The 26708-nt window shown below is 38.3% G+C and carries 20 protein-coding genes; 17 read left to right on the forward strand and 3 right to left on the reverse strand.

The window, feature by feature from the left end; all coding sequences use genetic code 11:
* Positions 1-422: 422 nt before the first annotated feature.
* Positions 423-2036 carry a nucleoside kinase gene (locus KJS44_RS04905; RefSeq protein ID WP_008689191.1) on the forward strand — a complete coding sequence of 538 codons (1614 nt, stop codon included), beginning with the start codon at positions 423-425 and terminating at the stop codon, positions 2034-2036.
* Positions 2037-2157: 121 nt separating this feature from the next.
* Here KJS44_RS04905 and rpmB read toward each other — a convergent pair whose 3' ends face one another.
* On the reverse strand, positions 2158-2349 hold the full coding sequence (gene rpmB / locus KJS44_RS04910) for a 50S ribosomal protein L28 (protein ID WP_008689190.1): 192 nt from the start codon (positions 2347-2349) through the stop codon (positions 2158-2160).
* A gap of 271 nt (positions 2350-2620) precedes the next feature.
* Between rpmB and KJS44_RS04915 the strand changes: the two genes are divergently transcribed.
* From KJS44_RS04915 to KJS44_RS04965, 11 genes are all read left to right on the forward strand, one after another.
* A complete protein-coding gene (locus tag KJS44_RS04915) occupies positions 2621-4522 on the forward strand; it encodes a glucosaminidase domain-containing protein (protein ID WP_119957477.1) in 1902 nt (633 codons plus the stop codon).
* 11 nt (positions 4523-4533) lie between these two features.
* Complete coding sequence (locus KJS44_RS04920) at positions 4534-6045, forward strand: cadherin-like beta sandwich domain-containing protein (protein ID WP_008689186.1); 1512 nt, start codon at positions 4534-4536, stop codon at positions 6043-6045.
* 146 nt (positions 6046-6191) lie between these two features.
* Entirely contained in the window at positions 6192-7451 is a 1260-nt protein-coding gene (locus tag KJS44_RS04925; RefSeq protein ID WP_008689184.1) for a cell division protein FtsA, read from the forward strand.
* Positions 7452-7475: 24 nt separating this feature from the next.
* A complete protein-coding gene (ftsZ, locus tag KJS44_RS04930) occupies positions 7476-8588 on the forward strand; it encodes a cell division protein FtsZ (RefSeq protein WP_008689183.1) in 1113 nt (370 codons plus the stop codon).
* 2 nt (positions 8589-8590) lie between these two features.
* Entirely contained in the window at positions 8591-9040 is a 450-nt protein-coding gene (locus tag KJS44_RS04935) for a hypothetical protein (protein WP_017144613.1), read from the forward strand.
* Between the two features lie 171 nt (positions 9041-9211).
* Complete coding sequence (locus KJS44_RS04940; protein ID WP_008689179.1) at positions 9212-11785, forward strand: calcium-translocating P-type ATPase, SERCA-type; 2574 nt, start codon at positions 9212-9214, stop codon at positions 11783-11785.
* A 237-nt stretch (positions 11786-12022) separates the two neighbouring features.
* Positions 12023-12865 (forward strand): radical SAM/SPASM domain-containing protein, encoded by an 843-nt coding sequence (locus KJS44_RS04945; protein ID WP_008689178.1) that lies wholly within the window; start codon positions 12023-12025, stop codon positions 12863-12865.
* Positions 12866-12925: 60 nt separating this feature from the next.
* Positions 12926-13456: a GNAT family N-acetyltransferase gene (locus tag KJS44_RS04950; protein ID WP_008689177.1), complete on the forward strand. Its 531-nt coding sequence runs from the start codon at positions 12926-12928 to the stop codon at positions 13454-13456.
* A gap of 139 nt (positions 13457-13595) precedes the next feature.
* Complete coding sequence (gene recG, locus KJS44_RS04955) at positions 13596-15605, forward strand: ATP-dependent DNA helicase RecG (RefSeq protein ID WP_008689176.1); 2010 nt, start codon at positions 13596-13598, stop codon at positions 15603-15605.
* A gap of 165 nt (positions 15606-15770) precedes the next feature.
* Positions 15771-16454 carry a ribonuclease III gene (gene rnc / locus KJS44_RS04960; protein ID WP_008689175.1) on the forward strand — a complete coding sequence of 228 codons (684 nt, stop codon included), beginning with the start codon at positions 15771-15773 and terminating at the stop codon, positions 16452-16454.
* A 197-nt stretch (positions 16455-16651) separates the two neighbouring features.
* Positions 16652-17608, forward strand: coding sequence for a sodium:calcium antiporter (locus KJS44_RS04965; RefSeq protein ID WP_008689174.1), 957 nt, complete (start codon positions 16652-16654; stop codon positions 17606-17608).
* Between the two features lie 347 nt (positions 17609-17955).
* Here KJS44_RS04965 and KJS44_RS04970 read toward each other — a convergent pair whose 3' ends face one another.
* Both KJS44_RS04970 and proB read right to left on the reverse strand, forming a co-directional pair.
* Entirely contained in the window at positions 17956-19197 is a 1242-nt protein-coding gene (locus KJS44_RS04970) for a glutamate-5-semialdehyde dehydrogenase (RefSeq protein WP_008689173.1), read from the reverse strand.
* Positions 19194-19994 (reverse strand): glutamate 5-kinase, encoded by an 801-nt coding sequence (gene proB / locus KJS44_RS04975; protein ID WP_008689172.1) that lies wholly within the window; start codon positions 19992-19994, stop codon positions 19194-19196. The genes KJS44_RS04970 and proB overlap by 4 nt, the downstream gene beginning before the upstream one ends.
* 239 nt (positions 19995-20233) lie before the next feature.
* On the opposite strand from proB, the gene htpG reads away from it, so the two are divergent.
* The 5 genes from htpG to KJS44_RS05000 all read left to right on the forward strand — a co-directional run bounded on the left by htpG (position 20234) and on the right by KJS44_RS05000 (position 26591).
* Complete coding sequence (htpG, locus tag KJS44_RS04980) at positions 20234-22168, forward strand: molecular chaperone HtpG (RefSeq protein ID WP_008689171.1); 1935 nt, start codon at positions 20234-20236, stop codon at positions 22166-22168.
* A gap of 175 nt (positions 22169-22343) precedes the next feature.
* Complete coding sequence (locus tag KJS44_RS04985; RefSeq protein ID WP_008689168.1) at positions 22344-22958, forward strand: HAD family hydrolase; 615 nt, start codon at positions 22344-22346, stop codon at positions 22956-22958.
* The gene (gene rlmD / locus KJS44_RS04990) at positions 22952-24313 is read left to right on the forward strand and encodes a 23S rRNA (uracil(1939)-C(5))-methyltransferase RlmD (protein ID WP_008689166.1); all 1362 of its coding nucleotides are present in this window, start codon (positions 22952-22954) and stop codon (positions 24311-24313) included. Before KJS44_RS04985 ends, rlmD begins: the two co-directional genes overlap by 7 nt.
* A gap of 704 nt (positions 24314-25017) precedes the next feature.
* Positions 25018-25338: a TfoX/Sxy family protein gene (locus KJS44_RS04995; protein ID WP_008689165.1), complete on the forward strand. Its 321-nt coding sequence runs from the start codon at positions 25018-25020 to the stop codon at positions 25336-25338.
* A 689-nt stretch (positions 25339-26027) separates the two neighbouring features.
* On the forward strand, positions 26028-26591 hold the full coding sequence (locus tag KJS44_RS05000) for a GNAT family N-acetyltransferase (RefSeq protein WP_008689164.1): 564 nt from the start codon (positions 26028-26030) through the stop codon (positions 26589-26591).
* Positions 26592-26708: the final 117 nt, after the last annotated feature.

The raw sequence follows: 26708 nt of genomic DNA on the forward strand, positions 1-26708 counted from the left end.
ATGGAATCTTTGGTAATTGGGTAGTTATCCTTGTTGCTTGGCTCATAGATGCAAAATCTCAGAAAGCAAATGATATGATCTGTAACTGTTGTTTAAAAAGCTGAAACGACATAACTAGCCGGTTTTCATATTGTGAATAAAGGGATGTGAGATAGAAAAATATGTTAAAAAACATTTTGGACAGTTTTAAGCTATCTTGTGTTGTTCACGGTTGATAACAGCAATTTTTGTATATTGGTTAGCATATAAGAGGCAATATGTAGTACATCAAACATTGTTTAAAATACAGTTGTTATTAAGGATGAAACGGTATATGAAATAGAGTGAATCCTTTCGTTTTATCGTTCTTCTTTGTGGAACAGCTATTCTGTATTATAATAAGGGTAGCAACGACATATCCTAACAGAGAAAGAAGGATGAATATGAAAATCACGTTACAACAAAAAATAATAGAAATCACCAAAGATACGCCAGTGGAAAAGCTTATTCCGGCAGAAGAAAAAGCAAATGTCTATGCCATTGTCTTCAATGGGAAGCTCCATGATGTGAAGTATTGTTTAAAGGAAGAAGGAGATCTTTCCTTTGTTTATGCGGATAGTGAGATAGGAAAACAAATTTATGAACGATCTTTGAGCTTTTTATTTATTGCAGCTGTGCATCGCTTATACCCTAAAGCGCATGTGTGTATTGAACATGCGCTAAGTAATGGTTTGTTTTGTGAAGTGGAACAGCAAGGTTATTTAACACCTGAGGATGTTTTTCAAATTGAACAGACCATGAAAGAGATGACCAGGGAAAAGATGGCGATCTTACGCAGCGTCGTGCCTACAAAAGAAGCCGTAGCTTTTTTTGAAGCATGCGGGATGTTGCATAAGGCAAGCTTATTGCGAAATCGCCATAGTAAAACAAGTAGCATATATCATTTAGAAGATGTCAATGATTATTTTTATGGTATCATGCTGCCAAACACCAGTTATCTGACGCATTTTGCATTGCGCTATTATGCCCCCGGTATTTGGTTATCACCACAAGAACACTTTGTGAATCAGGGAAAGATGTTCCAAGTATTTCAAGAATTTGAGGCCTGGGGAAAAGCCATCGGCGTATCACATATAGCGCAGCTAAACCAGAAAATTATGGAAGGAAAGATGGATGAGTTGGTGTTAATGAGTGAAACGATGGTCGAAAAGAAATTAGAGGATATTGCAGTGAAAATGTTAAAAGAGCATGCAGGTACTCGTTTTATTTTAATAGCCGGCCCTAGTTCAGCAGGGAAAACAACGTTTTCAAAGCGCTTATCCATCCATTTGAAAATACATGGGAAAGAACCTATTGCTATATCCATGGATGATTTTTATAAAAACCGTGAGGATTGTCCAAAATTGCCGGATGGCAGTTATGACTTTGAATCGTTAGAAGCTTTAGATCTGGAGCTGTTTAATGAAACGATGTTAAAGTTATTGCATAACCTTCCAGCTCGTATGCCGCATTTTAATTTTAAAACAGGAAAACGTGAGTGGAGAGAAACGTTATGCATGCAACAGGATCAGCTTTTAATTATAGAAGGCATTCATGGATTAAATCCAACGACAAGTGCTTATATACCAGATTCAGCAAAATTCCGTATTTATATCAATGCATTGACGCATCTCAATTTAGATGATCATAATCGTATTCCAACAAGTGATTATCGTTTAATACGTCGTATCGCACGAGATTATCAATCTCGCGGTTGGAGTGCTGCAGAAACGATTCATTCATGGAAAAATGTCCGTTATGGCGAAGATCGCTATATTTATCCATATCAAGAAGAAGCAGATGCCATTTTCAATAGTTCTATGGTCTATGAATTAGCAGTATTAAAGCCTATTGTTCTTCCTTTGTTAGAAGAAGTTGACATAAAGGAAGAAGCGTATCTGGAAGCGAATCGTCTGCATAAGCTATTAGACTATTTCTTGACTGGGGATTCCTCAGCCATTCCACGCAGCTCTATTTTGGCAGAGTTTATTGGGAATAGCATCTTTGATGTATCGTAATTTTAGCAATCCAAAGGAGCAGACTTCTGCTCTTTTTGCTTGCTGATGTCTCATTAAATTTTAGATTGTACGTGAAGGTTTAGAGAATAAAAAAAAACAGGTTTCCCTGTTTAAATCACTCTTAGATAGCGTTTTTGTTCTTTAATGTTTTCAATGCACGAGCACTAATACGGATCGTTTGAGGTTTCCCATCAACAACGACTTTAACCTTCTGTAAATTTACATTCCAGTTACGACGAGATGCACGCATAGAGTGAGAGCGTTTATTACCTGATAAAGGACCTTTACCTGTAATTGCACAAACTTTTGACATACCGTTTACCTCCTTCCGTATAATACTTAACATAATTCGCTTAAATATCATACCATTTAAGATTATAAAATGCAAGAATATTTTTTATTTTTATTTATCTGTTGATCACCCTTAAGGATATGTTTGTAAAACGGTGATTTTAAAGGGTTTTCAATCAATTTTAAGGAAGGATAGCGGGCTAGTAGTAAGGATGTGTAATATTTACCAATTGCATTCATGAAAGGGCTGTTCTATAATTAGACTGAGTTATTATAACAAAAGGAATGATGGTATGAGAAAAACAAAGGTATTTACAATCTTTCTTGGGGTAAGTTTACTGGCAGTTAACGTTATGCCAAATATAGAAAAAAAGCTGTTTGCAGAAGAAGAACATTCAGAAACTAGGAAGGGTTCTTCTTATGGCGATCAAACAGGTATGTTTTTAAAGATGGATGAAGATGGAAAAATCACTTATGTAAAAGCGAATCCAGAGGGCATCAAAGAGGACATTACCTTGCCGGAAGAAACTGATGAAGAGGTAACGTTTGATGTGGAAATGGAAACCAAAGATGGAGCTAGTGCAGAGGTTGGCCATTATGATACCATTGAGGATGCGGTAAAGACAGCAAATATGTTACAGCTAACACGCAGCATGATGCGTTCAGCAAATAGTGATGTAGATGTTTCTGTGTATAGTAAGAATGTATTACGCAGCACTACCAAACCATCTATCGTAAAATTTAAAGTGTTGGATGGTGGAATGACAACACCATATAAGGAAGTCGATACCAATATCAGTGGGTATACGAGTGCCGTTTATGCGGTAGATGCAGCCTACCTTGGCACAGTGGATGGGAAGGTCAAGTTTCGTATGGCCGGAGTTACCGGTTTGGTGGATGCGAAATATGTTACTATTCAGGAATATACAGCAAAGATGAATGTCAGTTATTATTATGTGACAAAGAATAAACTCTATCATCAGATATTTACACCATATTACAGTTCATCTCAGCGCGTTGGAAATGCGCCAGCGTATTTGAAAGAGAATACAAAATATTTCAGCTATGACGGTCATTATTTTTATACTGCTTTTGAAACCATGATCAATGATTATCAAAAGGATGTATACAGTCATGCGGTTAATAAGGAATCACCTTATTATAATTACTATCAGTTTCTTTCTATGCGTACGGTATCTAGTTTTACAGCAGATCATTTAAATAAACGTTTGTTAGAAGGTACGACAAATACGAAATCAAAGCTGCGAAATCGTGGCGTAGATTTTATCAATGCACAACAATATGGTACAAATGCAGCTTTGGCTTTTGGTTTGGCAGTGAATGAAAGTGCTTGGGGCAATAGCTCTATCGCACAGGAAAAAAACAACATCTTTGGATTAAATGCTGTGGATACCAGTCCGGGAACATCAGCGAATACATTCGCCTCAGTAGCGGCATGTATCAATGATTTTGCGAAAAACTGGGTGTCGCTTGGTTATACAGATCCATATGATTGGCGATATTATGGACCTCATCTTGGGGATAAACAAAGTGGTATGAATGTGCAATATGCTAGTGATCCTTACTGGGGGGAAAAAGCGGCAGCACAAGGTTATTTTTTAGAAGATCTTTCTGGTAAAAAGGACAGTGATAAGTACACCCTTGTGATTGACACCGGTGTAAAACCAATCAGTATATATAAGGATGCTAAAACCTCCAGCAAAGAATATTATCAAAACGGAAATAGCAATAGCAAGGTCATTCATCAATTCCCATTTGTTGTGTTAGATACGGTAAAAAACAGTCAAGGTACATGGTATAAAATACGTACAGACTGCATCTTAAAAGCAGATCGCAGTGCTAAGGATAATGATTCCAATGGTCTATATGATTACACATACAATTATGGATACATAAAGGTGAAAGACTCGATGATGGTCATTTATGAAGGTAATCAAGATGCTAACCATGATAAGGTGCCTGACACACCGAATAAACCAGATGAAAAAGTTTTACCCGGAGATGTTAATGGTGATGGGAAATTATCTCCTGCTGACTATGTGAAAATCAAAAATCATATCATGGGTGTGACAAAATTAAAAGGAACGCCTTTAAAAGCAGCGGATGCAAATCAAGATGGTAAAATTTCACCAGCTGATTATGTAGTCGTTAAGAACAGGATCATGGGGAAATAGTGGAGGTAAAGATGAGAAAGAAAATAACAAAATTTCTGGCAGGTATCAGTGTTGCCATTTTAGCAGTAACAGTACTGAATCTGCCTAAAAAACATATCGCTGCAGCAGGCTTATCCGTATCTTGTAGTAGTTCAACAATTTATGTTGGAGATACTGTGACCTTTACGGTCAGTGTTTCTGGCGGAGCAGGTATGGTGGCTGTGAGTGGTGCTGCAAATGATTCTGATTGGTTTGAAAATAATTCTCGATCCTATACCGTAAAAGGAACCAGTGCTGGCAGTCTTAGCGTCTATGCTTCAGGAACGATTGCCGATTTTAATACGGAAAAGGATCAGTCATTGTCTTCTTCTTGTACCGTGGTGGTAAAAGAACGCAGCAAACCATCAAACAACAATAATAATAGTTCAAGTAATTCAGGAAATAATGATACTCCACAGAACAATAATGATGATTATAACAATGCTCCTTCCAATAATGATACACCAAAGAATGAGCCTAGTAATAAAACAGAGAAACCAAAAGAAGAAAAGAAAAATAAGGATAGTTCCTTGAAGTCTTTAAGTATCAGCGAAGGCAAATTATCACCGGCATTTCAAGCTGGAACAACTTCATATAAGGTTGATCTGCCTGGTAGTGTAGATACACTAAAGGTCAGTGCAGCAGCAAATAACAGCAAGGCATCACTGCGTGGAATCGGGAAAAAGAAGTTAAAACCCGGTAATAATACGATTCAAGTGATATGTACTGCAGAAAATGGGACATCGACAACCTATACGATAAAAGTACATGTGGATGAAAAACCACTAGTCTTTGTAAATTATCAAGGGAAAAAACTTGGTGTTTCACGTTCAGCTGCGAAATTGTCTAAGAAATTATTTGAGGAAACAAAGCTTACCATTGATGGAAAAGTCGTACCAGCTTGGACCAATAAAAGCTTACATATGACATTGTTGTATTTAGAAAACGATGATAAAAAAGACTTTTATTTTTATGATACGGAAAAGAAAGAAGTAACATCCATTTATCGCCCGGTGGGCTTACTTGGAGAAAATATTGCGATTATTGATGTACCAAAAGCGTTGCAAAAACGTACCGGTATGGTGTTTACAACAGTAAAGGTCGATGGAAAAGAACTTCCTGGTTGGACATATCAAGATAAGGCGTTTGCTGATTACGCATTGCTTTATGTAATGAATGATGCCGGTGATAAGGTGTATTATCAATATGAGAAAACAGGGAATACATTACAGCGGTATGCCGGTGGTGCGGCAATCACGCAGAATGCATATGAAAAATTACTAAAAGCACATGAGGAAGAAACGAAGCAGCTGAAACTGATCGTGTATGGTCTTTGTGCATTGAGTGCTATCCTTTTCTTGGCTATTCTTATCATATGTGTCAAGAAACGCAAACCAAAACATTTTAATAAGATTGATGTGAAGGGTAGACCATTATCAAAAAGCGCTGAAATAGAGCACGAAAGTTTGGTTAAAATGCAGCAAGAAGATGGAGAGAATTTCTAAGATTCTCTCTTTTTTAAAACGGCGGAGCAAGGAAAATCCTAAATCTGAAAAAAATATGACAAATTCCTGTAAAATGTTTTTTATCCACCATTTTTATGATATTATATATGAGTATAAGTGAAAACGTGTGTAAGGGGGTAAACCTTATGAATCGAAAGGAAATCTATGCCTCCGTAGAAATTGCCGATCATGAAATTCGCCTGATTGTTGGAGAATTTTATGATACCAGATTTAATATTCTGCGGGTTGAAAGAGCAGGGATTACTGGAATTGAAAAAAAGAAAATTATAGATGAACAAAATGTTGTAAATGGAATCATAAAAGCTGTGAAACAGGCGGAGGAATCGCTTGGTTATCATATTGAACGAGCATTGGTATCGTTACCGAGCGTCAATGTGGCCAGACATAATAAACGTGTTCATGTATTGCCACAGGCAAGCAGTAAACGTATTCGGTTAAGTGATATTCAAAAAGGACTGAATGAAGCGATTACATATAAACCAGATCCTGAATTAGAATTGGTGAATGTCGGCTGTATTAAATACATAACCAATGGTATTACTTCAAGAAAAATGCCAATCGATGAAATAAGTGATATGTTGATCATGGATGTTGATTTATTATTCGCAGATAAAGAAACCGTGTATTCCTATGCACGCTGTATCGAAAAAGCTGGTTTAGAAATTCTGGATGTATGTTTGGATTCTTATGCCATTGCCCAAGAAGCAGCGGTTTTTGAGCAGACGGTTGATAAATATGTCATATTAATTGATTTAGCTCGACAGAATACTACACTTTCTTTATTTACGCATGGTAAACTTGTAAACTGCGAGGTATTAGAAGATGGATATGGCAAATGGTTAGCAAAGCTTTGTGAAGAAAACCATTTATCGCCACATGTCGGTTATCGCTTGGTACAAAATACTTGCTGTTTAAAAGAACATGAAGCAAAGGATACGATTATTTATGTTTGGAGTGAAGGCAAAGAGCAGAAACAGCTGAGTGAAAAGCAAGTATGTCAGCTGGTTGCGCCATACATTCATGAATGGATCCAAGGCATTAATGAAGCCTGTGCACCAATTATTGAGAGTGGCGATGTTCGCTATCTAATCACAGGAGAAGGCTGTGAGATTCAGGCAGTTGAACCGTTGTTCGATGAATTAAATGCGCCTTGGCAGCTATATGTGCCACAGACGATTGGAGCTAGAGATTGTTCCTTAGTAACTTGCTTAGGCTTATTTTACAGTTGGAAGGAACAGATAGATATTCGCAATGATCAACGTACAAGCTGTGCTGATGCAGAAGTAGAACAGGTTGTGGAAACTATACGCCGTAAGACGTCCACACAGGATGAAGAAGGCGGATTTACGAAGAAATTGAAAAGCATTCTGTTGAATGATCGATAAAAGAAGAGAGAGCGAGGAATAAAGATGAGTGATTTACAGTTTGAACAGGTAGCAAATATTAAAGTGTTTGGAATCGGCGGTGGCGGCTGTAATGCGGTGAACCGTATGGTGAGCGAAGGTGTTAAAGGGGTCGAGTTTTATGTGGCAAATACGGATTTACAGGCATTAAATATTTCTCCTGTAGAAAATAAACTGGTGCTTGGACGTGAGATTACCAAAGGTCTTGGAGCAGGCGCAAACCCGGAAATGGGAAGACGAGCTGCACAGGAAAATGAAAATGAAATTCGTGAGGCAATCAAAGGAAGTGACATGGTCTTTATAACTACCGGTTTAGGTGGAGGTACTGGTACTGGTGCTGCGCCATTATTTGCGAAGATAGCAAAAGAAGAAGGCGCATTGACTGTAGGTATCGTAACCAAACCATTTACCTTTGAAGGCAAGAAACGTATGAAGGCAGCTGAAGAAGGCTTAGCTGAAATGAAAGAATACGTAGATTCTTTGATTATCGTTTCTAATAATAACCTTATTGAGGTCATCGGACGAAGACCATTGACGGAAGCATTCCAGGCTGCTGATAATGTATTGCGTCAGGGCGTGCAGACGATTACGGATTTAATTGCCGTACCGGCATTGATCAATTTGGACTTCGCGGATGTTCGCACAATTATGGAAAATCAAGGCTCTGCATTAATTGGTATTGGTATGGCAGAAGGAGAAGACAAAGCACGTGCTGCAGCTGAAAAAGCTATTCAATCCCCATTGCTGGAGGCACAGATTACTGGTGCACGCAATGCTATTGTCAATATTACCGGTGGAGAATCTATCACCTTATTTGATGCTGAGGATGCTATGGCTTTAGTACGTGAGGCTGCTGGAAATGATATTGATGCTATCTTTGGTGTTGCGATCAATGAAAAACTAGGAGATTCTATCATTGTTACCGTCATTGCTACAGGTTTTGACGCTGATAAGAATGAAGAAGATGTCTTAGAAAAAGCATTCTCTTATTCTGCTGCTAAGGCTGCGCCAAAGCAAAGTGTAAAAGCATCAGAACCGGAAGTATATGCAACTTCACGCATAAATGATGCAAAAGAGGATGACAATGAAGGGATTCCTTCCTTCTTCACTAGAAGATAATGATGAAGTTTTATTACATAGATGATGCTATGTTTGAAGCCGGGGCATTTCAAGAAGAAATTCGTCATCGCTTTTTGTGCCATTTACGTAAAAATCAGGTGAAATTGATTTTGGTGAGTGCAGCTCATAAGGAGAATGGACGATACCGTAAGTTCCTTGAAGAATGTAAGAATATTTCCATCGTTCGCAGTCCAGCAATATTTGATGTGGATGGAATTTGTGGAACCTTGCATACTGGGTATGCGGCCATTGAGGGTTATCCAATTCAGCATGCATATTCGGGTACTTGCGTGGAATTTGATGAAAAAGAAAAAAAAGCGAAACGGATTTATCTGGATATGTTTGTGGATCATCATGAGGAAGAAAATTTTGATTTTCTGGTGGAAGAACTAGAAAAAGCCATTCAAGATAAAATCTTTGACATGAAGAAAAAGAAAGATGAAATAAATTAAATAATAAGAAAGTATGAAATAGCTGCGGTTGTTTTATACTTTTTTCTTTAGAACTCACTTGCGCCTTCTTCCTATGTGAAAACACCTTTTTTCAGTAGTTTTGTCATGTTTTGACGAAGTGTACATAGCATGCATGAAAGCATCATAAGGTGTAACTGAAGGAGGGATCGTATGCCGTATCGAAAGACGATTCAGGAGATAGAAACAGCTTGTCAAAGTGATCTTCATAAAGGATTGAGTGAAGAAGAGGCACAAAGAAGACAAAAAGAGCAAGGGAAAAATATTTTAAATAAGAAAAAGAAAGTAACGCTCTTACAAATGTTTCTGGAACAATTTCAGGATCCAATGGTCATTATATTGATTATTGGGGCAATCGTATCTATATTTTTAAAGGAATATATGGACGCTTGTATCATTTTGGTTGTGATCGTGTTAAATGCAATCATTGGTGTCATTCAAGAGTTTAAAGCAGAAAAAGCGATTGATGCTTTGGAAAAGTTATCAGAGCCAAAAGCGTATGTCCTGCGAGATGGCTATTTGAAAGAAATCAATTCCGAAGATTTAGTTGTGGGAGATATTGTAGAGCTGGAAGCAGGTCGTTATATACCTGCCGATATGCGTTTGCTCACCAGTACCAATTTAAAGGTGGAAGAAAGCACGCTAACTGGGGAAAGTGAGGCTATTGAAAAACAGGCAGATATTGTCTATCCGGATGAGATGCATATCGCGGATCAGCGCAACATGGTGTTCATGTCGACGTATGTTACATATGGTAAAGCACAAGGGATGGTCGTTCGCTGTGGGATGGACAGTGAGGTTGGCAAGATTGCCCGCATGCTGGATGAAACAAAAGAGGATATGACGCCTTTGCAGCAACGGTTGGCACATTTATCAAAGATTTTGGGAATGCTATCGTTAGGAGTTTGTGCGGCCATGTTTGTGGTTGCCATATTACAAGGGCGAAATCTTTTTGATATGCTGCTACTCTCCATTTCTTTGGCAGTGGCGGCTATTCCAGAAGGCTTACCAGCCGTTGTCACCATTGTGTTAGCATTAGGCGTTCAGGTCATGAGTAAGCAAAATGCCATCGTGCGCAAACTGCATGCGGTAGAAACATTGGGTTCTGTTAGTGTTATTTGTAGTGATAAGACCGGAACTTTAACACAGAATAAGATGCATGTGGTCAGCAGTTATGCCAATGGCATGTTGCAGGAAGTAAATGATGAATTATTGAAAGGTATGGTGCTTTGCAATGATGCCAGTATATCGCAAAATGAAGTATTAGGAGAGCCAACAGAAACAGCATTGTTATGCTTTGGTGAAAAACAAGGCTTTCATAAGAAGGACTTGGATATGAAATATGTCCGCGTCAATGAAATTCCTTTTGATTCTAATCGAAAAAGAATGACGACAATCCATCAGCATGAGCGAGAAGTTGTTGCTTATACGAAGGGAGCATTGGAAAAGATCTTAGCGATGTGCACCAGTGTTTGGCAGGATGGCAAGGCAGTACGCATGTCAAATTATGAAAAGCAGCGCATTTTAGAAGCCAGCCGTCAAGTGAGTGAAGATGCACAGCGGGTCTTGGCATTAGCAAGAAAAACATTGAAATCGCCTTATGAAGATGATGTTGAGAATAAGATGTGCTTCATTGGTTTTGTTGGTTTAATGGATCCACCGCGAGAAGAAGTTAAAGATGCTATTGCCCGATGTTATAAAGCCGGTATCCGTGTGGCGATGATCACCGGAGATCATCCTTTAACCGCATTAGCAATTGCCCGCAGACTTGGAATTGCCAAACAAGAGACAGAAGTGATTACCGGAAATCAGTTAGATGCGATGAGTGATGAGGAACTGTGTGCCAGTGTAAAAGGATATCGTGTGTTTGCCCGCGTGACACCGCAGCATAAAGTACGCATTGTTCAGGCTTTTAAACAAAATGATATGGTGGTAGCCATGGGGGGAGATGGAGTCAATGATGCGCCTTCCTTGAAACAGGCAGATATCGGTATCGCTATGGGACAGGGAGGGACCGATGTTTGTAAACAGGCGAGTGATATGATCTTGGCAGATGATAACTTTGCGACCATTGTGAAAGCTGTGGAAGAGGGCAGAGGAATCTATGAAAATATCCAAAAAGCGATTCTTTATCTGTTAAGTTGTAACCTTGGAGAAATTATGTCATTATTTTTAGCCATTTTATGCATGCCACATGTGGTATCAACCTTAAGTGCTATCCAGATCTTATGGGTTAATTTGATTACGGACGCTTTCCCTGCACTTGCTTTAGGTGTAGATCCTATGGAATGGGATATCATGGAGCAACAACCAAGAAATGCAAAAGAGAGTTTGTTTGCCCATGGAGGTTGGATGTTTACCATTTTAAATGGTATGTTTATCGGTACCATTACACTAGTCGCTTTCCGTTATGGATTAAATAGCAGTCCCGCTAAAGCACAAACAATGGCATTTATGGTATTGTCTTTATCACAGCTTTTCCATGCATTTAATTTGCGCAGCCGTACCCATTCTATCTTTGCCGTCGGTTTATTTAAGAACAAATGGTTAATCTTGACGTTCTTGTTTAGTACAGCATTGCAGATCGCCGTATGTCAGTTGCCGATCTTTAATTTTATATTAAAAACGGTACCGTTAGATATGATGAGTTGGGGGTTGGTGTTTGGCTTAAGTGCCAGTGTGATTTTCATTAATGAAGCTAGCAAATGGTTCGCGAAGGATAAATAAGAAAACAGGTTATAGGCAGAAAGTGATTGTTGAATAAATATGGAAGTTTAAAAGCATTGATAGGATCCCATCAAAGAAGATACAAGAATGAGTAAATGTGTACCTACGAAGATGGGATTTTCTTACTTCCTTTTATGTTTTTGCAGAAAAAGTAGATTTGCTAACAAAAGCGAAGATAGCTTTCTTATTTCTTTGTTTTATCAGCTGTGGTAAAATAAGAGAAAAAAAGGAGCGTTTATGCGATTTAAGAGAGTCTATATCGAAATTACCAACACTTGTAATCTTGCCTGCAGCTTCTGTATTCAAAATCAGCGACAGCCACGCAGGATGAATATACAAGAATTTACGCATGTCATTCAGGAGGTACGCAGTGTCACAAGACATGTTTATCTGCATGTATTAGGGGAACCGCTGTCCCATCCAGATCTTCCCGCTTTTTTACAGATATGCAAAGCGAATGATATGGAGGTCATCCTGACGACAAATGGAACTTTATTAAAAAAACAAGTGGATGCTTTATGTGCTTCCCAATGTATCCGACAATTAAATATCTCCTTGCACAGCTTTCCTCAGCATGAACAACCACGATATTTAGAGACGATATGGGAATGTGCGGAAAAGCTAGCAGCCTGTGGTATACATGTGAACTATCGTTTATGGAGCATACAAGATGAAAAGTTAAGCAAAGAAACACAAACACTGTTAACGACCGTAGTAAAACAATATCAGAAGAACTTAGAAGATGTGATGATTAAGCGAATGCATCGTTTTGATTTAGCGGATCATATTCATCTGCATTTTGAGAATATCTTTACTTGGCCTTCTTTGATGAATCCTTTTGTGTCGAAGACAGGAAGTTGTTTAGGTATGAAAAGCATGTGTGGGGTATTGGTGGATGGTACACTAGTGCCATGCTGTTTAGACAGTAAAGGAGATATTGCTTTGGGGAATTTATTTGAGACCCCTTTGGAAGAAATCTTATCATCGAAACGCTGTTTAAAGATGTTGGAGGGCTTTCAAAAGCATCAAGTAGAGGAAGCGTTGTGTCAGCATTGCACGTATCGCTTAAGATTTCTATGATATCTTAGGAAAGTAAAGCGAATAACGAGAAACTAAAAAAATGGCCAATGGAGGTATATCATGAAAAATAAAGAGCATTGTTTTCAAAGCATAATAACGATTCCACCGTATCAGGATGGTATTAAGGTTTGTAAACTGAGTGAAAAAGATATAGATGCTATGTATGCCATCTGTATCAGCAATCCCTATTATTTTGCTTGTATGAAAAGCAAACCAACGAAAGCTTCATTGAAAGAAGATTTAACTGCTTTACCTATGGGGAAAAGCATGCAGGATAAGTACTTTCTTGGTTTTTATCACCAGGAGGAATTGTTAGGTTTTTTGGATGCTATTGTTGGCTATCCCAATGAAGATTGTTTGTATATCGGATGGTTTATGATTCACAAAAAGTATCAAGGTACGATGTTTGCCCAAACATTGATGAAGACGCTGTTGCATCAGTGTTTTTCTGCTAAGTATGCGCGTTTGGGCTGCATTAAGGGAAATGTCGTGGCCGAAAAGTTTTGGACAAAGTTGGGATTTCATTTTACGAAAGAAGAAATGGATATGGGGAAGTATCAGGTAAGGATGATGGAAACATCACTTTTATAAAAGATAAGGATAAGATGAAGATAGATAAAGATAATAAGAAGAAATGCTATTGTGCGATACGATCGTAAAGGGGAAGGATATTTCTGTTTGAATGTTTTCAAAACCTATTATATAATGAAAATCAGTTAGGGTGTGACATATGGAACTGAAGGAACTGCGGATATCAGAGAAAAAAAGAGCACTTTTGCATACCATGGGAATTGAAAATGCCATGGATCTTTTAACGTATTATCCGTTTCGTTATGAAAGCGTAGAAACGAAACCACGTAAGGAATGGCAAAAAGAAGATCGGATCGCATTGGAAGGTGTGATTTTAAATCGTGCCAGAGTAATACGCTTGAAAGGCAAACAGAGTGTCACAAAATTTAAACTTCTATATGAAGAGGAAGAATTGGATATCGCTATCTTTAATCGCCCTTGGATATCAGCGTTTACGGTAGGAAAAACAATTACACTTATCGCTAAATATGAAGGTGGTTCACGGATGACGGCATTGCAATATAATTTTCAGCCATTACAGGAACAGCTTGGTATTTTCCCGGTATATAATGTAAAAGAGGGAATCAGTCAAAAAGATATCCGTAAATACATTGATAAGGCATGGCTGGCGCAACAAGAAAGCATTAAAGAATTTCTGCCCATGGAATACTTACAGAAGTATCGCTTAATTTCTCGTTCGCAGGCCTTGTATTTCATCCATCATCCCAAAAATATGGAGGCGGTAAAACAGAGCCTGCGCCATTTAAAATATGAAGAGTTTTTAAAATTCCAAATCACGATGCAAGCTTTAAAGGTACAGGAAAAAGAAGTGGTACATGGACATGAAAAGCGATTTGATAATGAGGAAGTCATGGATCTGCAAAAAACCTTAGCTTTCTCTTTGACCGAGGATCAAATCAAAACAATCGAAGAGATTTTAGCCGATTTGAAGAGTGATCACATCATGTATCGTATGGTGCAGGGAGATGTAGGCTGTGGAAAGACCTTGGTGGCGGCTTTTGGCATGTATGCCTGTGTATTAGCACATAAGCAGGCAGCTTTTTTAGCACCGACGGAAATCCTAGCGAAACAGCATGGAAACAATTTGAAGAAAATCTTTCACGATTATGAAATTCAGGTTGAGGTATTGTATGCCAGCTTAAAGACACAAGAGAAAAAAGATATTTTAGAGCGTTTAGCGCGAAATGAAATTGATATTCTTGTAGGAACGCATGCCTTGTTTCAAGAAGGTGTAGAGTTTCATGATTTGGGTATGGTCGTGGCGGATGAACAGCATCGTTTTGGGGTTGCCCAGCGAAAGAAAATGTTAGAAAAAGGGGATAAGGTTGATTTCTTATTGATGAGTGCTACACCAATACCGCGAACATTAGCCATTTCTTTGTATGGCGACATGGATGTATCCACGATTCAGACATTGCCATCTGGACGTCAAAAAATCACGACAAAGCTGGTGCACGCAAGATCCATGAGTAGTATTTTAGATTTTGTGTTAGAGAAAATTGATGAAGGCAATCAGTGTTATGTTGTCTGCCCGGCCATTGAGAAAAATGAAGATTATGAGATGCGTAATGTCACAGATATCTATCAAGGCATGCAGGCTTCCTTAGGAAGACGTTATCAGATAGGCTTGCTCCATGGAAAAATGAGTGCGCAAGAGAAAGATGCTGTAATGAAAGCATTTGTAGAGGGGGATTTGCAAATCTTAGTATCAACAACGGTTATTGAGGTGGGTGTGGATGTCGCTAATGCCAATATAATGGTTATTTATGATGCACATCGTTTTGGTTTGAGTCAAATTCACCAGCTCCGCGGACGTGTGGGACGCGGCAGTCAACCGGGGTATTGTTTTTTATTAAGTGATTCAAAAGATCCAGATAGCCTACAGCGTTTAAAGGTTTGTGAGAAAACAAATGATGGCTTTGTGATTGCGCGTTATGATCTGGCATTGCGAGGTCCGGGAGATATCTTAGGGACACGGCAAAGTGGTGTTCCGGGATTTATTTTAGGGGATGTTATTCAAGATGCAAATATTTTAGAGGTTGCCAGAGAAGATGCACAAGCATTATTAAAGCACATCCATGATCCTGGTTATGAACAGATAAAAAATTATATTGATATGACCATTGCGCGTGCCACATATTTGGATTAGTGTGATATAATAGCGGTGTGACCGCGCTTTTGATCATACAATGGCAGTTGGTATGATGTTTCGTTTTAGATAAGGGATTCGTGATTGCTTACTAATAAAAGGAAAGATCATACTCATGAAAAGCAAAGGTGACTTTAAATAGGGTATATAAGAAGGAGAAATGATATGAATACGATTTTTGATTGGTTAGAAAGCAAAAAAATTCCATATACAGATAAGGAATTAATACGTCAGGCACTGGTTCATTCTTCTTATGTGAATGAACATAAGACCTTTGCCCACGATAATGAGCGTTTAGAATTTATGGGGGATGCGGTTTTACAGTTATGGTCAACAACCAAGTTGTTTAAATTGACACCGGAATTAAGTGAAGGGCAGATGACCACCTTGCGTGCACAATTGGTATGTGAGGAGGCTTTAGCGGAATATAATCGCAAATTAGGCTTAGGTCGTTATCTTTTGCTTGGGGTAGGAGAAGAAAAGACTGGTGGTAGAGAACGTGATTCCATACTGGCGGATATGTTTGAAGCAGTATTAGGTGCTATCTATTTAGATTCCGGGATGGACAGCATTAATGTTATTTTAGAAGAGGTACTTACGCCAGCCATCACACAACCAAAAAGTGAGAAGGTCATTGACTATAAAACAAAATTACAAGAATATATCCAATCCGATTCACGCAAGACGGTCCACTATGAAACCATTCATGTGTCAGGACCTAGCAATAAGCCGGAATTTGAAGTAGCTGTGATGTTGGATGATATCACGTTAGGAAGAGGAAAGGGTTTTTCCAAAAAGCGGGCTGAGCAAATGGCTGCCAAGGATGCTTTTGAAAAAATGGTGAAATAACTTTGTAGGTGATTTAGTAAACGTGTTCCTACGACTAAAAAAGGATAAATCATGAAATAGAAACCTAAAGTGTTTCTGTTTTTTTACAAGAATGATTACAAGCCGGAAACGGATGGTGTTTTCCCAGAAAGGCTATTGACTTCTTTCGTAAGGGAAGGTATCATAAAAAAGCTGAAAATAAGAAAGGAAACGAATGTATGATATATATTGAATATCTGGTATTAGCGATCCTGGTTGTTTATTTGTCTGTCCGACTATCCTATTATGTGGATTGCCTGGATAAAAAGACCAATTTATCCGGCGCTTTTATCGGGGGAGTCATGCTGGCAGCAGTCACCTCACTGCCTGAACTATTCACTTCATTAACTGCTGTGTTGGCATTAGATCAGCCTGATCTGGTGCAGGGGAATGTGCTTGGCTCTAATATCTTTAACCTTTGTGTGATTGGCGGATTGATGCTGTTTACCAGCAAACGCTATCAACGTGCAACACTGTCAAATTCCCATTCTAAGACGTTATGGTATGGCATCGTCATGTACGCCTGTGTCTTTATAGCCATTTTTTATCCTTATGAACTAGGAATTGGCTTTTTAAAGGTAAATTTGATGTCGGTTCTCATTCTGATTGTTTATCTTGTGAATGTGAAGTTCATGAAACATGATGAAAGTGGAGACAATGTGGAGGATGTGTATATTTCATTAACAGTAAAACAAATTGCTTTGCGTTTTATCATCTTCAGTGTTGCTTTGGTTGTTGTAAGTATCTTATTAACCCAAGTAACAGATAAGATTGCGAATGAATTGCAGTTGGGAGCTACGGTGGCTGGTGCTATCTTCCTTGGAGTGGCAACTTCATTACCTGAGTTGAGTGCTTCCATTAATTTGGTACGTATTGGGAACTTTAATGCTTCTTTTGGCAATATTGTGGGAAGCAATTTGTTTAATTTTATCATTTTATGCTTTGCGGATGTGCTTTATGTCAAGGGTGGTATTTATGTGAATGAGCCACAAGTTTTGAACTTGTTAGGTTTTGGGGCATTTTCCATGCTGGCAACATTAGGTGTTATTTATGGAAAAAAACATCGCGGAGCAGTATTGTTATGTAGTGTGTTGATCTTAGTATCTTACGTGCTGAGTATCGCCTTATCCATGTAGAAGAGAATTTATACTTAGCAGAACTGTTGGCACATAAAAAATTTAAAAATATTAAAAAAGGAAGGACTACGTTTTGACATGTCAGTATGCATAGGCATAGGTTATAGTCCTTCCTTTTTGATGGTATCTTTTTGAGCGTATTTCATAAGGCAAATTCTCTTCATTTATTGAAATAGTTCTTTGTTTGCATTAGAGCTCTTTATAACTTTTTTAAATGTTTCGTATTATGTGTAGGATGGATAGAAAAAGAAATTCATTCCTTATAGAAGTATTTTGAAATTTTGTGAAACTATTTGGATGATTTTGCGTGAAAATTGTCGAAAATTGCATATTTCTTGTTACGTTCATCAGCGAACTTGTCCATCACCGAGAATGATATATTTCTCACTCGTTAAAGCTTCTAATCCCATCGGCCCGCGGGCATGCAGCTTTTGGGTACTGATACCGATTTCGGCACCTAAGCCAAATGCAAAGCCATCGGAAAATCTTGTGGAGGCATTGGCGTACACGCAGGCACTGTCAATTTCTTTTAAAAACTTTTTCACATTCGTATAATTCTCAGATACGATCGTTTCACTATGATGCGTGCTGCAAGTGTTGATATGGGCTATGGCTTCGGCTAAGCTGTTTACCATTTTTATCGAAACCTCCATGTCCAAATATTCCTTGTAATAGTCCTCTTGGGTTGTCGGAATGCATTCTTGATGCAACTCACAAATGGTCATATCGCCATGAATCTTAACATTATACTTTGATAATTCTTGCAATAAAGAGCGAATGAAGCTGTCACGAATGCCGCGATGGATCAAAATACTTTCACAGGCATTGCATACCGACGTGCGAGAAGTCTTCGCATTAATAACAATATCCATCGCTTTTTGCAGATCAGCATCCGCGTCGATATAAACATGACAGTTGCCGGTACCGGTTTCTAATACCGGAACGGTTGCATGCTGCATCGTATTATGAATCAGTCCGGCACCACCACGGGGAATTAAGACATCTAAATAGCCATTTAATTGCATGAATGCCGTTGCACATGCATGGGAGGTGTCTTCTAATAAAGCAATGGTATATTTATCAAAGCCACATCTCATAAGTGCTTCCTGCATGATGGCAACGAGTTTCTTATTTGATTCCAAAATATCCTTAGAACCTCTTAACATAACGGCATTGCCTGCTTTTAAACAAAGAATGGCCGCATCTACGGTAACATTTGGACGAGCTTCATAAATCATCCCGACAACCCCTAAGGCGACACGCATCTTACCAATTTGTAAACCATTTTCATTTGTATGCATAGCACGTATTTCGCCAATTGGATCAGGTAAGGCGATAACCTGTTCAATGCCTTTGATCATCTGTTTCATGCGTTCTTCATTCAACATCATGCGATCTAACAAACCAGCTGGCATGCCATTCACTTTGCCTGTTTCGACATCCTTTTGATTCGCCTTTAAAATGGTTGCCATATGTTCTTCTAAACCTTTTGCGATGGTTGCTAAGAGCTGATTTTTGCGTTTTGTATCCGCATTCATGATTGCGGTGGAAGCAGCTTTTGTTTTCTGTGCCAATTGTTCTAACGTCATAAATTCTCCTCCTTTTTTAAATCAAATAACGTACCACGATACGTATTTTTTAAGATATGATATAAAATTGATGGTTGCTTGCCATTGGCAATGATCATCGGAATACCATGTTCACCAGCATATTGTGCAGCATATAGTTTTGTCACCATACCACCGGTTCCATGCTTACTGCCGGCGCCCTTTGCCATTGCCTGAATTTCTTCGCTGATGTGATTGACGACAGGAATCAGCTTGGCATTTGGATGAAGGGTAGGATTATCATCATACAAGCCATCAATATCAGATAGCAAAATAAGTAAATCGGCATTTGTAAGATAAGCAGTCACGGCACTTAGCGTATCATTATCACCATAGGCAATTTCATCCGTTGCGACACTGTCATTTTCATTGACGATCGGAATGACACCATAAGATAACAGCGTTTCTAACGTATTAACGGCATTTATTCGTAAAGTTTCATTATGGGTTATGGTTTTTGTTAACAGCAGCTGTGCAATGGTTTGACCGTATTGGGAAAAGAATTTATCATAGATAAACATCAATTCACTCTGTCCTACGGAAGCTGCTGCTTGCTTTTCTTTCATCAAAGTGGGGCGATGACGCATTTGCAATTTCGCAACACCGGCACTCACAGCACCACTACTCACTAAGATGACATCTTTGCCACTATTTTTGATATCACTCAATACCATGGCAAGCTGATCAATCTTCTGAAAGTGAAGTCCTCCTTGTGGATGGGTTAAGGTGGAAGAGCCTACCTTCACAACAATTCTGCGCACATCTTTCATTTCTTTCATTTTTTTACAACCCCTTTGTAAATTGTTTCTTATATTATAGACGAGAAACAGAAAACAAGCAAACATTTCTTAGTTACTTAGATAGAACAAAACAAAAAGGACAACCCCATATACGATTCCTTGCCACCTGCATGTAGAGAAGCAAGATTTTTTAGCACTAGGGTGTTGACAGTGCTAAAGAAAAGATTTATACTATTAGCAGACTTAGTAAAAGAGTGCTAAATGGGAGGTAATTTGCAATGGCTAGAAAGAAACAGTTTAAGGCAGAATCAAAACGTCTGTTAGATTTAATGATCAATTCTATCTACACGCATAAAGAAATTTTCTTACGTGAATTGATTTCCAATGCGAGTGACGCAATCGATAAATTATACTATAAATCTTTAAGTGAAAATCTGAGCGATGTCGAACGCGATAAGTTCCACATTTATCTGGAAGTAAATAAGGAAGCTCGTACCTTAACCATTCGTGATAATGGTTTAGGTATGGATAAAGAAGAGCTGGAAGAAAACTTAGGAACAATTGCGAAGAGTGGCTCTTTGGCCTTCAAGCAGGAATTAGAAGAAGAGGAAAAACAGGATGATGTAGATATCATCGGACAGTTCGGTGTTGGTTTCTACTCCGCTTTCATGGTTGCTCAAAAAGTTGATGTCATCTCAAAGAAATATGGCAGTGAAGAAGCTTATATCTGGAGTTCCAATGCAGTTGATGGCTATACGATTGAACCATGTGAAAAGGATAGCTGTGGTACTGAAATCACTTTATATCTGAAAGAGAACAGTGATGATGAAAACTATGATGAATACATGCAGCAGTATGAAATTGAACGTCTGATCAAAAAATATTCTGACTATATCCGTTATCCTATTCAGATGATGGTGGAAGAACAGCGCCGTGTGGAAGAGGAAACAAAAGAAGGCGAAGAAGAAAAAGAACCAAAATATGAAACTGTGATGGAAGAAAAAACATTGAACTCTATGATTCCATTGTGGAAACGTGAAAAAGCAAAGATCACGGAAGAGGAATACAATGACTTCTATAAGAGTAAGTTTAATGACTATACCGATCCCCAAAAAGTCATCCATTTCAGTGTAGAGGGTGCGGTATCCTTTACCAGCTTATTGTTCATTCCAGGTAAGACACCAATGAATTACTATTCACAGGATTATAAGAAAGGTTTACAGCTGTATAGCCGCGGTGTCTTTATCATGGATAATGCAGAAGAACTACTGCCGGAGCATTTCCGTTTTGTGAAAGGTTTGGTAGATTCTCAGGATCTGTCTTTGAACATTTCCCGTGAGATGTTGCAGCATGATCGTCAGTTAAAAGTTATTGCAAACCGTATTGAAAAGAAAATCAAATCAGAACTGTTGCTGATGCTGAAAAACGAACGTGAAGAATATGAGAAATTCTGGCAGAACTTTGGCGTACAGATCAAGTTTGGTGTATACAATGATTTTGGCGCACATAAAGAATTGCTGCAGGATTTATTAATGTTCTATTCCAGCAAGGAAAAGAAATTGATTACACTGGACGAGTATATCAACCATATGGAAGAAGGGCAAAAAGATATTTACTTTGTCAGTGGTGACAAGGTAGAAAAGATTGACCAGTTGCCAATTGTTAAAAAGGTCAAAGAGAAAGGCTATGAAATCTTGTATTTGACAGATAATGTGGACGAATTTGTCTTACAGTCTTTGATGAACTATAAGGAAAAGAACTTTAAGAATATCTCACAGGGAGATTTAGACTTAGATAGTGAAGAAGAAAAGAAGGAACTGGAAAAGAAGGCTGAAGAAAGCAAGGATATGCTTGATGGCTTAAAAGAGGCTTTAGGTGAAAAAGTCAAAGAAGTCAAACTGAGTACACGTTTAGTAGATGATCCGGTATGCTTAAGTGCCGATGAAGGTATGTCCTTTGAGATGGAAAAGGTGTTAAGCGCAATGCCAGATGGCAATCCATACGGCATGAAAGCCACAAGAATACTGGAAATCAATCCTAGCCATCCAATCTTTACCGCCTTACAAAATGTGTATGCGAAAGATAAAGATGCGGTAAAGGATTATGCACAATTACTGTATGATCAGGCATTGTTGATTGAAGGATTCCCAATTGATGATCCAGCAGAATTCTCAAGAAAAATCTGTGAGTTTATGGTTAAAGCAGCAAATTAAGATCGTCGATAAGAGTGAATCATTAAGAAAGTATTATTTAGAAGAAGACTGGCTGTGTGGGGAAACACAAGACCAGTCTTTTTTCGTCTGTGAAAAGATATGTCGGGGATAGACAATTTTGCTTTCTTCACCTTGTGGACTATAGTATAATGAGAGCATGATGGAGGCTTTAGCGATGATACAAAATATTATTTTCGATATCGGGAATGTTTTAGTGACATTTGACCCTTATACTTATTTTCTAAAGTATTTTAAAGAAGAAACCAAAACGCGTACCTTATGTGAACTGATGTTTTCACATGAGGCTTGGTCACAGTATGATGCAGGTATTCTGTTGCGAAAGGATCTGTATGAGATCTATCATCAGGCGTATCCACAGTATCATGAAGAAATGGATCATATGCTGACACATTGGCTAAAGCTGATGGAACCAATTCCGGAAACCTTAGCTTGTATGAAGGAGTTAAAACAGCAAGGCTATGGCATCTATTTGTTATCAAATATCAGTCAGGATAGCGCAGATTATCTGAAAAAGACGCAGGATTTCTTTGCCTATGCAGATGGTGCGGTATTATCTTATGAGCTGCATACCATCAAACCAGATGCGGCGATGTATGAAGAGCTGCTGCAACGCTATCATTTAGAACCGGCAACTTGTGTATTTCTAGATGATGGAGTACAAAATATTGAAAAAGCTTGTTCCTTAGGTATGCAAGGAATCGTTGTTTGTGATATTCAGACAGCTTTACAGGAACTAAAAGAATTGCTGGAAGGAGAGAAGGTATGTTAAGAAGTGGACAAATCCTAACCGGAACGATTGCTTATTTAGATGAATCCAGCAATGGTATTTTGATGGCTGGCAAGGATAAGGTGTTTGTACGTCATGTATTGGCGAAAGAAAAAGTTAAGGTGAAAATACAAAAGCGTTTGAAAGAAGGTTATAGTGCAAATGTTATCGAAATTCTTCAGAAAGATAAGGAACGCATAAAACCGGTTTGTGGAATTTATGAGCGTTGTGGCAGCTGTCATTTAATGCACATGAGTGCGCAGGGGCAAAAGCACCAGAAGCTATCCTACTTACAGAAGTTGTGTGCAAAAAACAAACAGTTGCACATCAAGGCAGAGGAAATTGCCACAATGAAACACCCATATCATTATCGCAATAAGATGATCATTGGTTTTCAAAAGGATAAACAAGGGAAACTGCAGGCAGGCTTTTATGAAGAATTTTCACATCATATTATCCCTTATGAACAATGCTTGCTGCATCCGGAAATCTGTGATGCTATCTTACATACGATTACGGCATTGATGATAAAGCTGCGCATTGAACCTTATGATGAGGATAAGCGAAAAGGGTTACTTCGTCATGTTGTCATACGTTATGGTATGCTTAGTAAGCAGATCATGGTGGTACTGGTCATCAATCAGCAGGTATTCCCAGCACGTAAGGCATTTGTGCAGGAGCTATTGAAAAAGCATCCGCAGATAACGACCATTGTACAAAATGTGAATACACGTAAGACGAGCATTGTCTTAGGTGAACAGGAACGTATTTTATATGGTCCGGGTTATATTGAAGATACCTTATGTGGCTTACAGTTTCGCATATCGGCAAAATCTTTCTATCAGATTAATCATGAGCAATGTGAAGTGTTGTATAAAAAAGGTATGGAGCTGTTACAGTTGACAGGCAAAGAAACGGTTTTAGATGCCTATTGTGGGATTGGAACGATTGGCATGTATGCAGCACAGTTTGCTAAGCAGGTCATTGGTGTGGAGCTGAATAAGGATGCAGTGGAGGATGCTAAGAATAATGCGAAGTTGAATCAAATTCGTAATATTCGTTTTGTTTGCGATGATGCCGGTAAGTTCATGCAGAAGATGGCTGCGAAAAAAGAACGTTTGGATGTTGTAATCTTAGATCCACCGCGCTCAGGCAGTAGTGAAGCGTTTATTCGCAGTGTTGCGACCATTCGTCCTAAAAAGGTGCTGTATATTTCTTGTAATCCACAAACGCAGTTACGCGATTTGCAGCTGTTTCAAAAATATGGCTATGTGGGGGATGTACTGTATGGTGTCGATATGTTTCCGAATACGTTTCATGTGGAAAGTATCGTATTGATGTCAAGAAAAGAAAAGTAGGGTTCTCTTGTCTAGCGAAGGTAATGTGGAAATGTCGATACCTATATTCTTGAAAATATTATTTTCTATATATGTATATAATGTTTTCTTGGAAAGACTGATTTTATGGGTGTGAAGCAAGTATGAAGAATAAGAAGAGCGTTCTAAAGGCATTCTGTACGGTGAAGTTTTATTTCTTTTGCGACAGTAGACTTATCTTTGCCCAGAATATCAGCGATGGTTGCCAACGTGAATTACTAGGCAGGAAAAAGAACGAATTTAGGAGATGATTGATTATCTCAAGTCACAACCCAAATGGGTCACCTCCTGCAAGATGAAACGGTGTGGCTTACGCAACAACAGATGGCAGACTTGTTTCAGACTTCACGAACTAATGTTGTAGAACACATTAAGCATATTTATGGTGAAGGCGAACTGAATGAAAATTCAACTTGTCAAAAATTCCGATAGGTTCAAAAAGAAGAAAATCGTGAAGTGGCAAGGGAGATGCCATTTACAATCTTCAAGCAATGGAACAGCTTGTTTCCGGATATCCTGATTTTGTGGAAAGATAAGCAGAACGAGAAGTGCCTATGACAATGGAAGATTGGGCAAAGCATCTGCACGGGATTTTGACTTCCACAGGAGAAAATCTTCTCATCGGAAATGGCACGGTCAGTCATTTGTAGGTAATGAATATGAAATTAGAATTTGAGGAGGAAATTATGGCATCGAGCAAAGAATATTTAGAATTTATTTTAGGGCAGTTATATGAGTTGGAAGAAGTATCATATAGAGCAATGATGGGAGAATTTATACTCTATTATAAGGGCAAGATTGTCGGCGGAATATATGATGATCGATTACTCGTGAAACCAGTAAAATCAGCCATTTCATATATGCCAAATGCTGTGCATGAATTGCCATATGAAGGAGCAAAAGAGATGTTACTTGTTGATGATGTTGACGACGAGGATTACTTGACTGGCTTATTTGATGCCATGTATGATGAATTGCCAAATCCAAAACCCAAAAAGAATAAATAGAACAACCTCGATTTGCAGAATTGATTTCTATTACAATATATGGCATTACCTGTTCCCCTATGAACAGAACCCTGTTTTCAAACTCTCGTTGGTTAAAATGAAAAGAGTATTGAGAAAAGTTAAAAAGAAAAACCTGTCGATGGATAAAAGTTATATTACCTTTTCATAATAAACTAGCGTTGATTATGAAAATTAATGTTATTTCTAGTTCATACATGCAAACTACATTTTATAATTTGATTAATTTTCTTATCACTAGGATATTTTTCCTACTTTTATAATACGAAAAACGGATAAAAAATTTAGAAAATCCGCATAAATACAGTGTCTATCGACAAAACAGCAGAAGAAAAATAAAGAAAATTACAACGAAATTACAACAAACGAAAGAGCCTGATGTAACGACTTATACAAAGAAATGCAGAGTTATGGAAGAACGACGCTTGAAAAAGAGCGTCTTTTTCTATATCGTGAAACAGCAGACTATTTCATTTCTGCTTGATTACTCTACACTTATCGGGCTATGGTTTGTCAAGGGCTTATTGCGTAAGCAATGCTATATAGCACCCTTTACAAATCATGGACTGAGAAGTAACTTTTCAAAAGTAGAAAAGAAATGACAATGTTTATAACAGCATGGTATAATACAAGTAAAGGCAAATTGGAATTTATCAAGGGGGATTAACAAAATGGTTGATGTATATAAAAATTGTCCTAACTATGAGAATGAATATTATATGTTAAGATTAACAAACAAGGAGGATAAAGCAGATTTGTTAAAAGTTTATTCTGATGAGAAATCTGTACCTTTTTTTAATAGTGATAATTGTGGTGAAGATGATTTTCATTATACAACTGAAAACAGAATGGGGCAGGCAATTGAATACTGGCTTTGGGAGTATAAGAGACAAGGATTTGTCCGTTGGACGATTGTTTCAAAGGCAACGAATGAAGCGATAGGTACGATAGAGCTTTTCCACAGAGAAGCTGATGATTATTTTACAAATTGTGGTTTACTTAGATTAGATATTCGGAGTGATTATGAAATTGCAAGTGAGATTGTTTCAATTCTAAAGTTGATAATTGAACATACATATACACTGTTTCACTGTGATAAAATAGCCACAAAAGGGATTACATCAGCGACGGAACGCATTTCAGCATTGAGAAGCTTAGGTTTTAAACTCTCGGAAGAAAAACTAATAGGTCATGACGGAACAGAATACGATTCATATTTCGTGTTAGAGCAATAAATCTCAGTTTGTATGGGAGATACGCTCAAAATGTTGCAAATCGACGGAGTGATCCGCCAGCGGTGGCGGTCGTAAGACATATCGCCACGCCAGCTTGCTGGCGAGCGTAGCGAGCCT

Origin of the sequence: Longicatena caecimuris, assembly GCF_018406465.1 — a bacterium.
Classification (GTDB): Bacteria; Bacillota_I; Bacilli_A; order Erysipelotrichales; family Erysipelotrichaceae; genus Longicatena; species Longicatena caecimuris.

What these genes read in the sequence shown, in the direction of transcription:
- KJS44_RS04905 (WP_008689191.1), top strand. Translation starts at nt 423, where the DNA reads ATGAAAATCACGTTACAACAAAAAATAATAGAAATCACCAAAGATACG.
- rpmB (WP_008689190.1), bottom strand. Translation starts at nt 2,349, where the DNA reads ATGTCAAAAGTTTGTGCAATTACAGGTAAAGGTCCTTTATCAGGTAAT.
- KJS44_RS04915 (WP_119957477.1), top strand. Translation starts at nt 2,621, where the DNA reads ATGAGAAAAACAAAGGTATTTACAATCTTTCTTGGGGTAAGTTTACTG.
- KJS44_RS04920 (WP_008689186.1), top strand. Translation starts at nt 4,534, where the DNA reads ATGAGAAAGAAAATAACAAAATTTCTGGCAGGTATCAGTGTTGCCATT.
- KJS44_RS04925 (WP_008689184.1), top strand. Translation starts at nt 6,192, where the DNA reads ATGAATCGAAAGGAAATCTATGCCTCCGTAGAAATTGCCGATCATGAA.
- ftsZ (WP_008689183.1), top strand. Translation starts at nt 7,476, where the DNA reads ATGAGTGATTTACAGTTTGAACAGGTAGCAAATATTAAAGTGTTTGGA.
- KJS44_RS04935 (WP_017144613.1), top strand. Translation starts at nt 8,591, where the DNA reads ATGAAGTTTTATTACATAGATGATGCTATGTTTGAAGCCGGGGCATTT.
- KJS44_RS04940 (WP_008689179.1), top strand. Translation starts at nt 9,212, where the DNA reads ATGCCGTATCGAAAGACGATTCAGGAGATAGAAACAGCTTGTCAAAGT.
- KJS44_RS04945 (WP_008689178.1), top strand. Translation starts at nt 12,023, where the DNA reads ATGCGATTTAAGAGAGTCTATATCGAAATTACCAACACTTGTAATCTT.
- KJS44_RS04950 (WP_008689177.1), top strand. Translation starts at nt 12,926, where the DNA reads ATGAAAAATAAAGAGCATTGTTTTCAAAGCATAATAACGATTCCACCG.
- recG (WP_008689176.1), top strand. Translation starts at nt 13,596, where the DNA reads ATGGAACTGAAGGAACTGCGGATATCAGAGAAAAAAAGAGCACTTTTG.
- rnc (WP_008689175.1), top strand. Translation starts at nt 15,771, where the DNA reads ATGAATACGATTTTTGATTGGTTAGAAAGCAAAAAAATTCCATATACA.
- KJS44_RS04965 (WP_008689174.1), top strand. Translation starts at nt 16,652, where the DNA reads ATGATATATATTGAATATCTGGTATTAGCGATCCTGGTTGTTTATTTG.
- KJS44_RS04970 (WP_008689173.1), bottom strand. Translation starts at nt 19,197, where the DNA reads ATGACGTTAGAACAATTGGCACAGAAAACAAAAGCTGCTTCCACCGCA.
- proB (WP_008689172.1), bottom strand. Translation starts at nt 19,994, where the DNA reads ATGAAAGAAATGAAAGATGTGCGCAGAATTGTTGTGAAGGTAGGCTCT.
- htpG (WP_008689171.1), top strand. Translation starts at nt 20,234, where the DNA reads ATGGCTAGAAAGAAACAGTTTAAGGCAGAATCAAAACGTCTGTTAGAT.
- KJS44_RS04985 (WP_008689168.1), top strand. Translation starts at nt 22,344, where the DNA reads ATGATACAAAATATTATTTTCGATATCGGGAATGTTTTAGTGACATTT.
- rlmD (WP_008689166.1), top strand. Translation starts at nt 22,952, where the DNA reads ATGTTAAGAAGTGGACAAATCCTAACCGGAACGATTGCTTATTTAGAT.
- KJS44_RS04995 (WP_008689165.1), top strand. Translation starts at nt 25,018, where the DNA reads ATGGCATCGAGCAAAGAATATTTAGAATTTATTTTAGGGCAGTTATAT.
- KJS44_RS05000 (WP_008689164.1), top strand. Translation starts at nt 26,028, where the DNA reads ATGGTTGATGTATATAAAAATTGTCCTAACTATGAGAATGAATATTAT.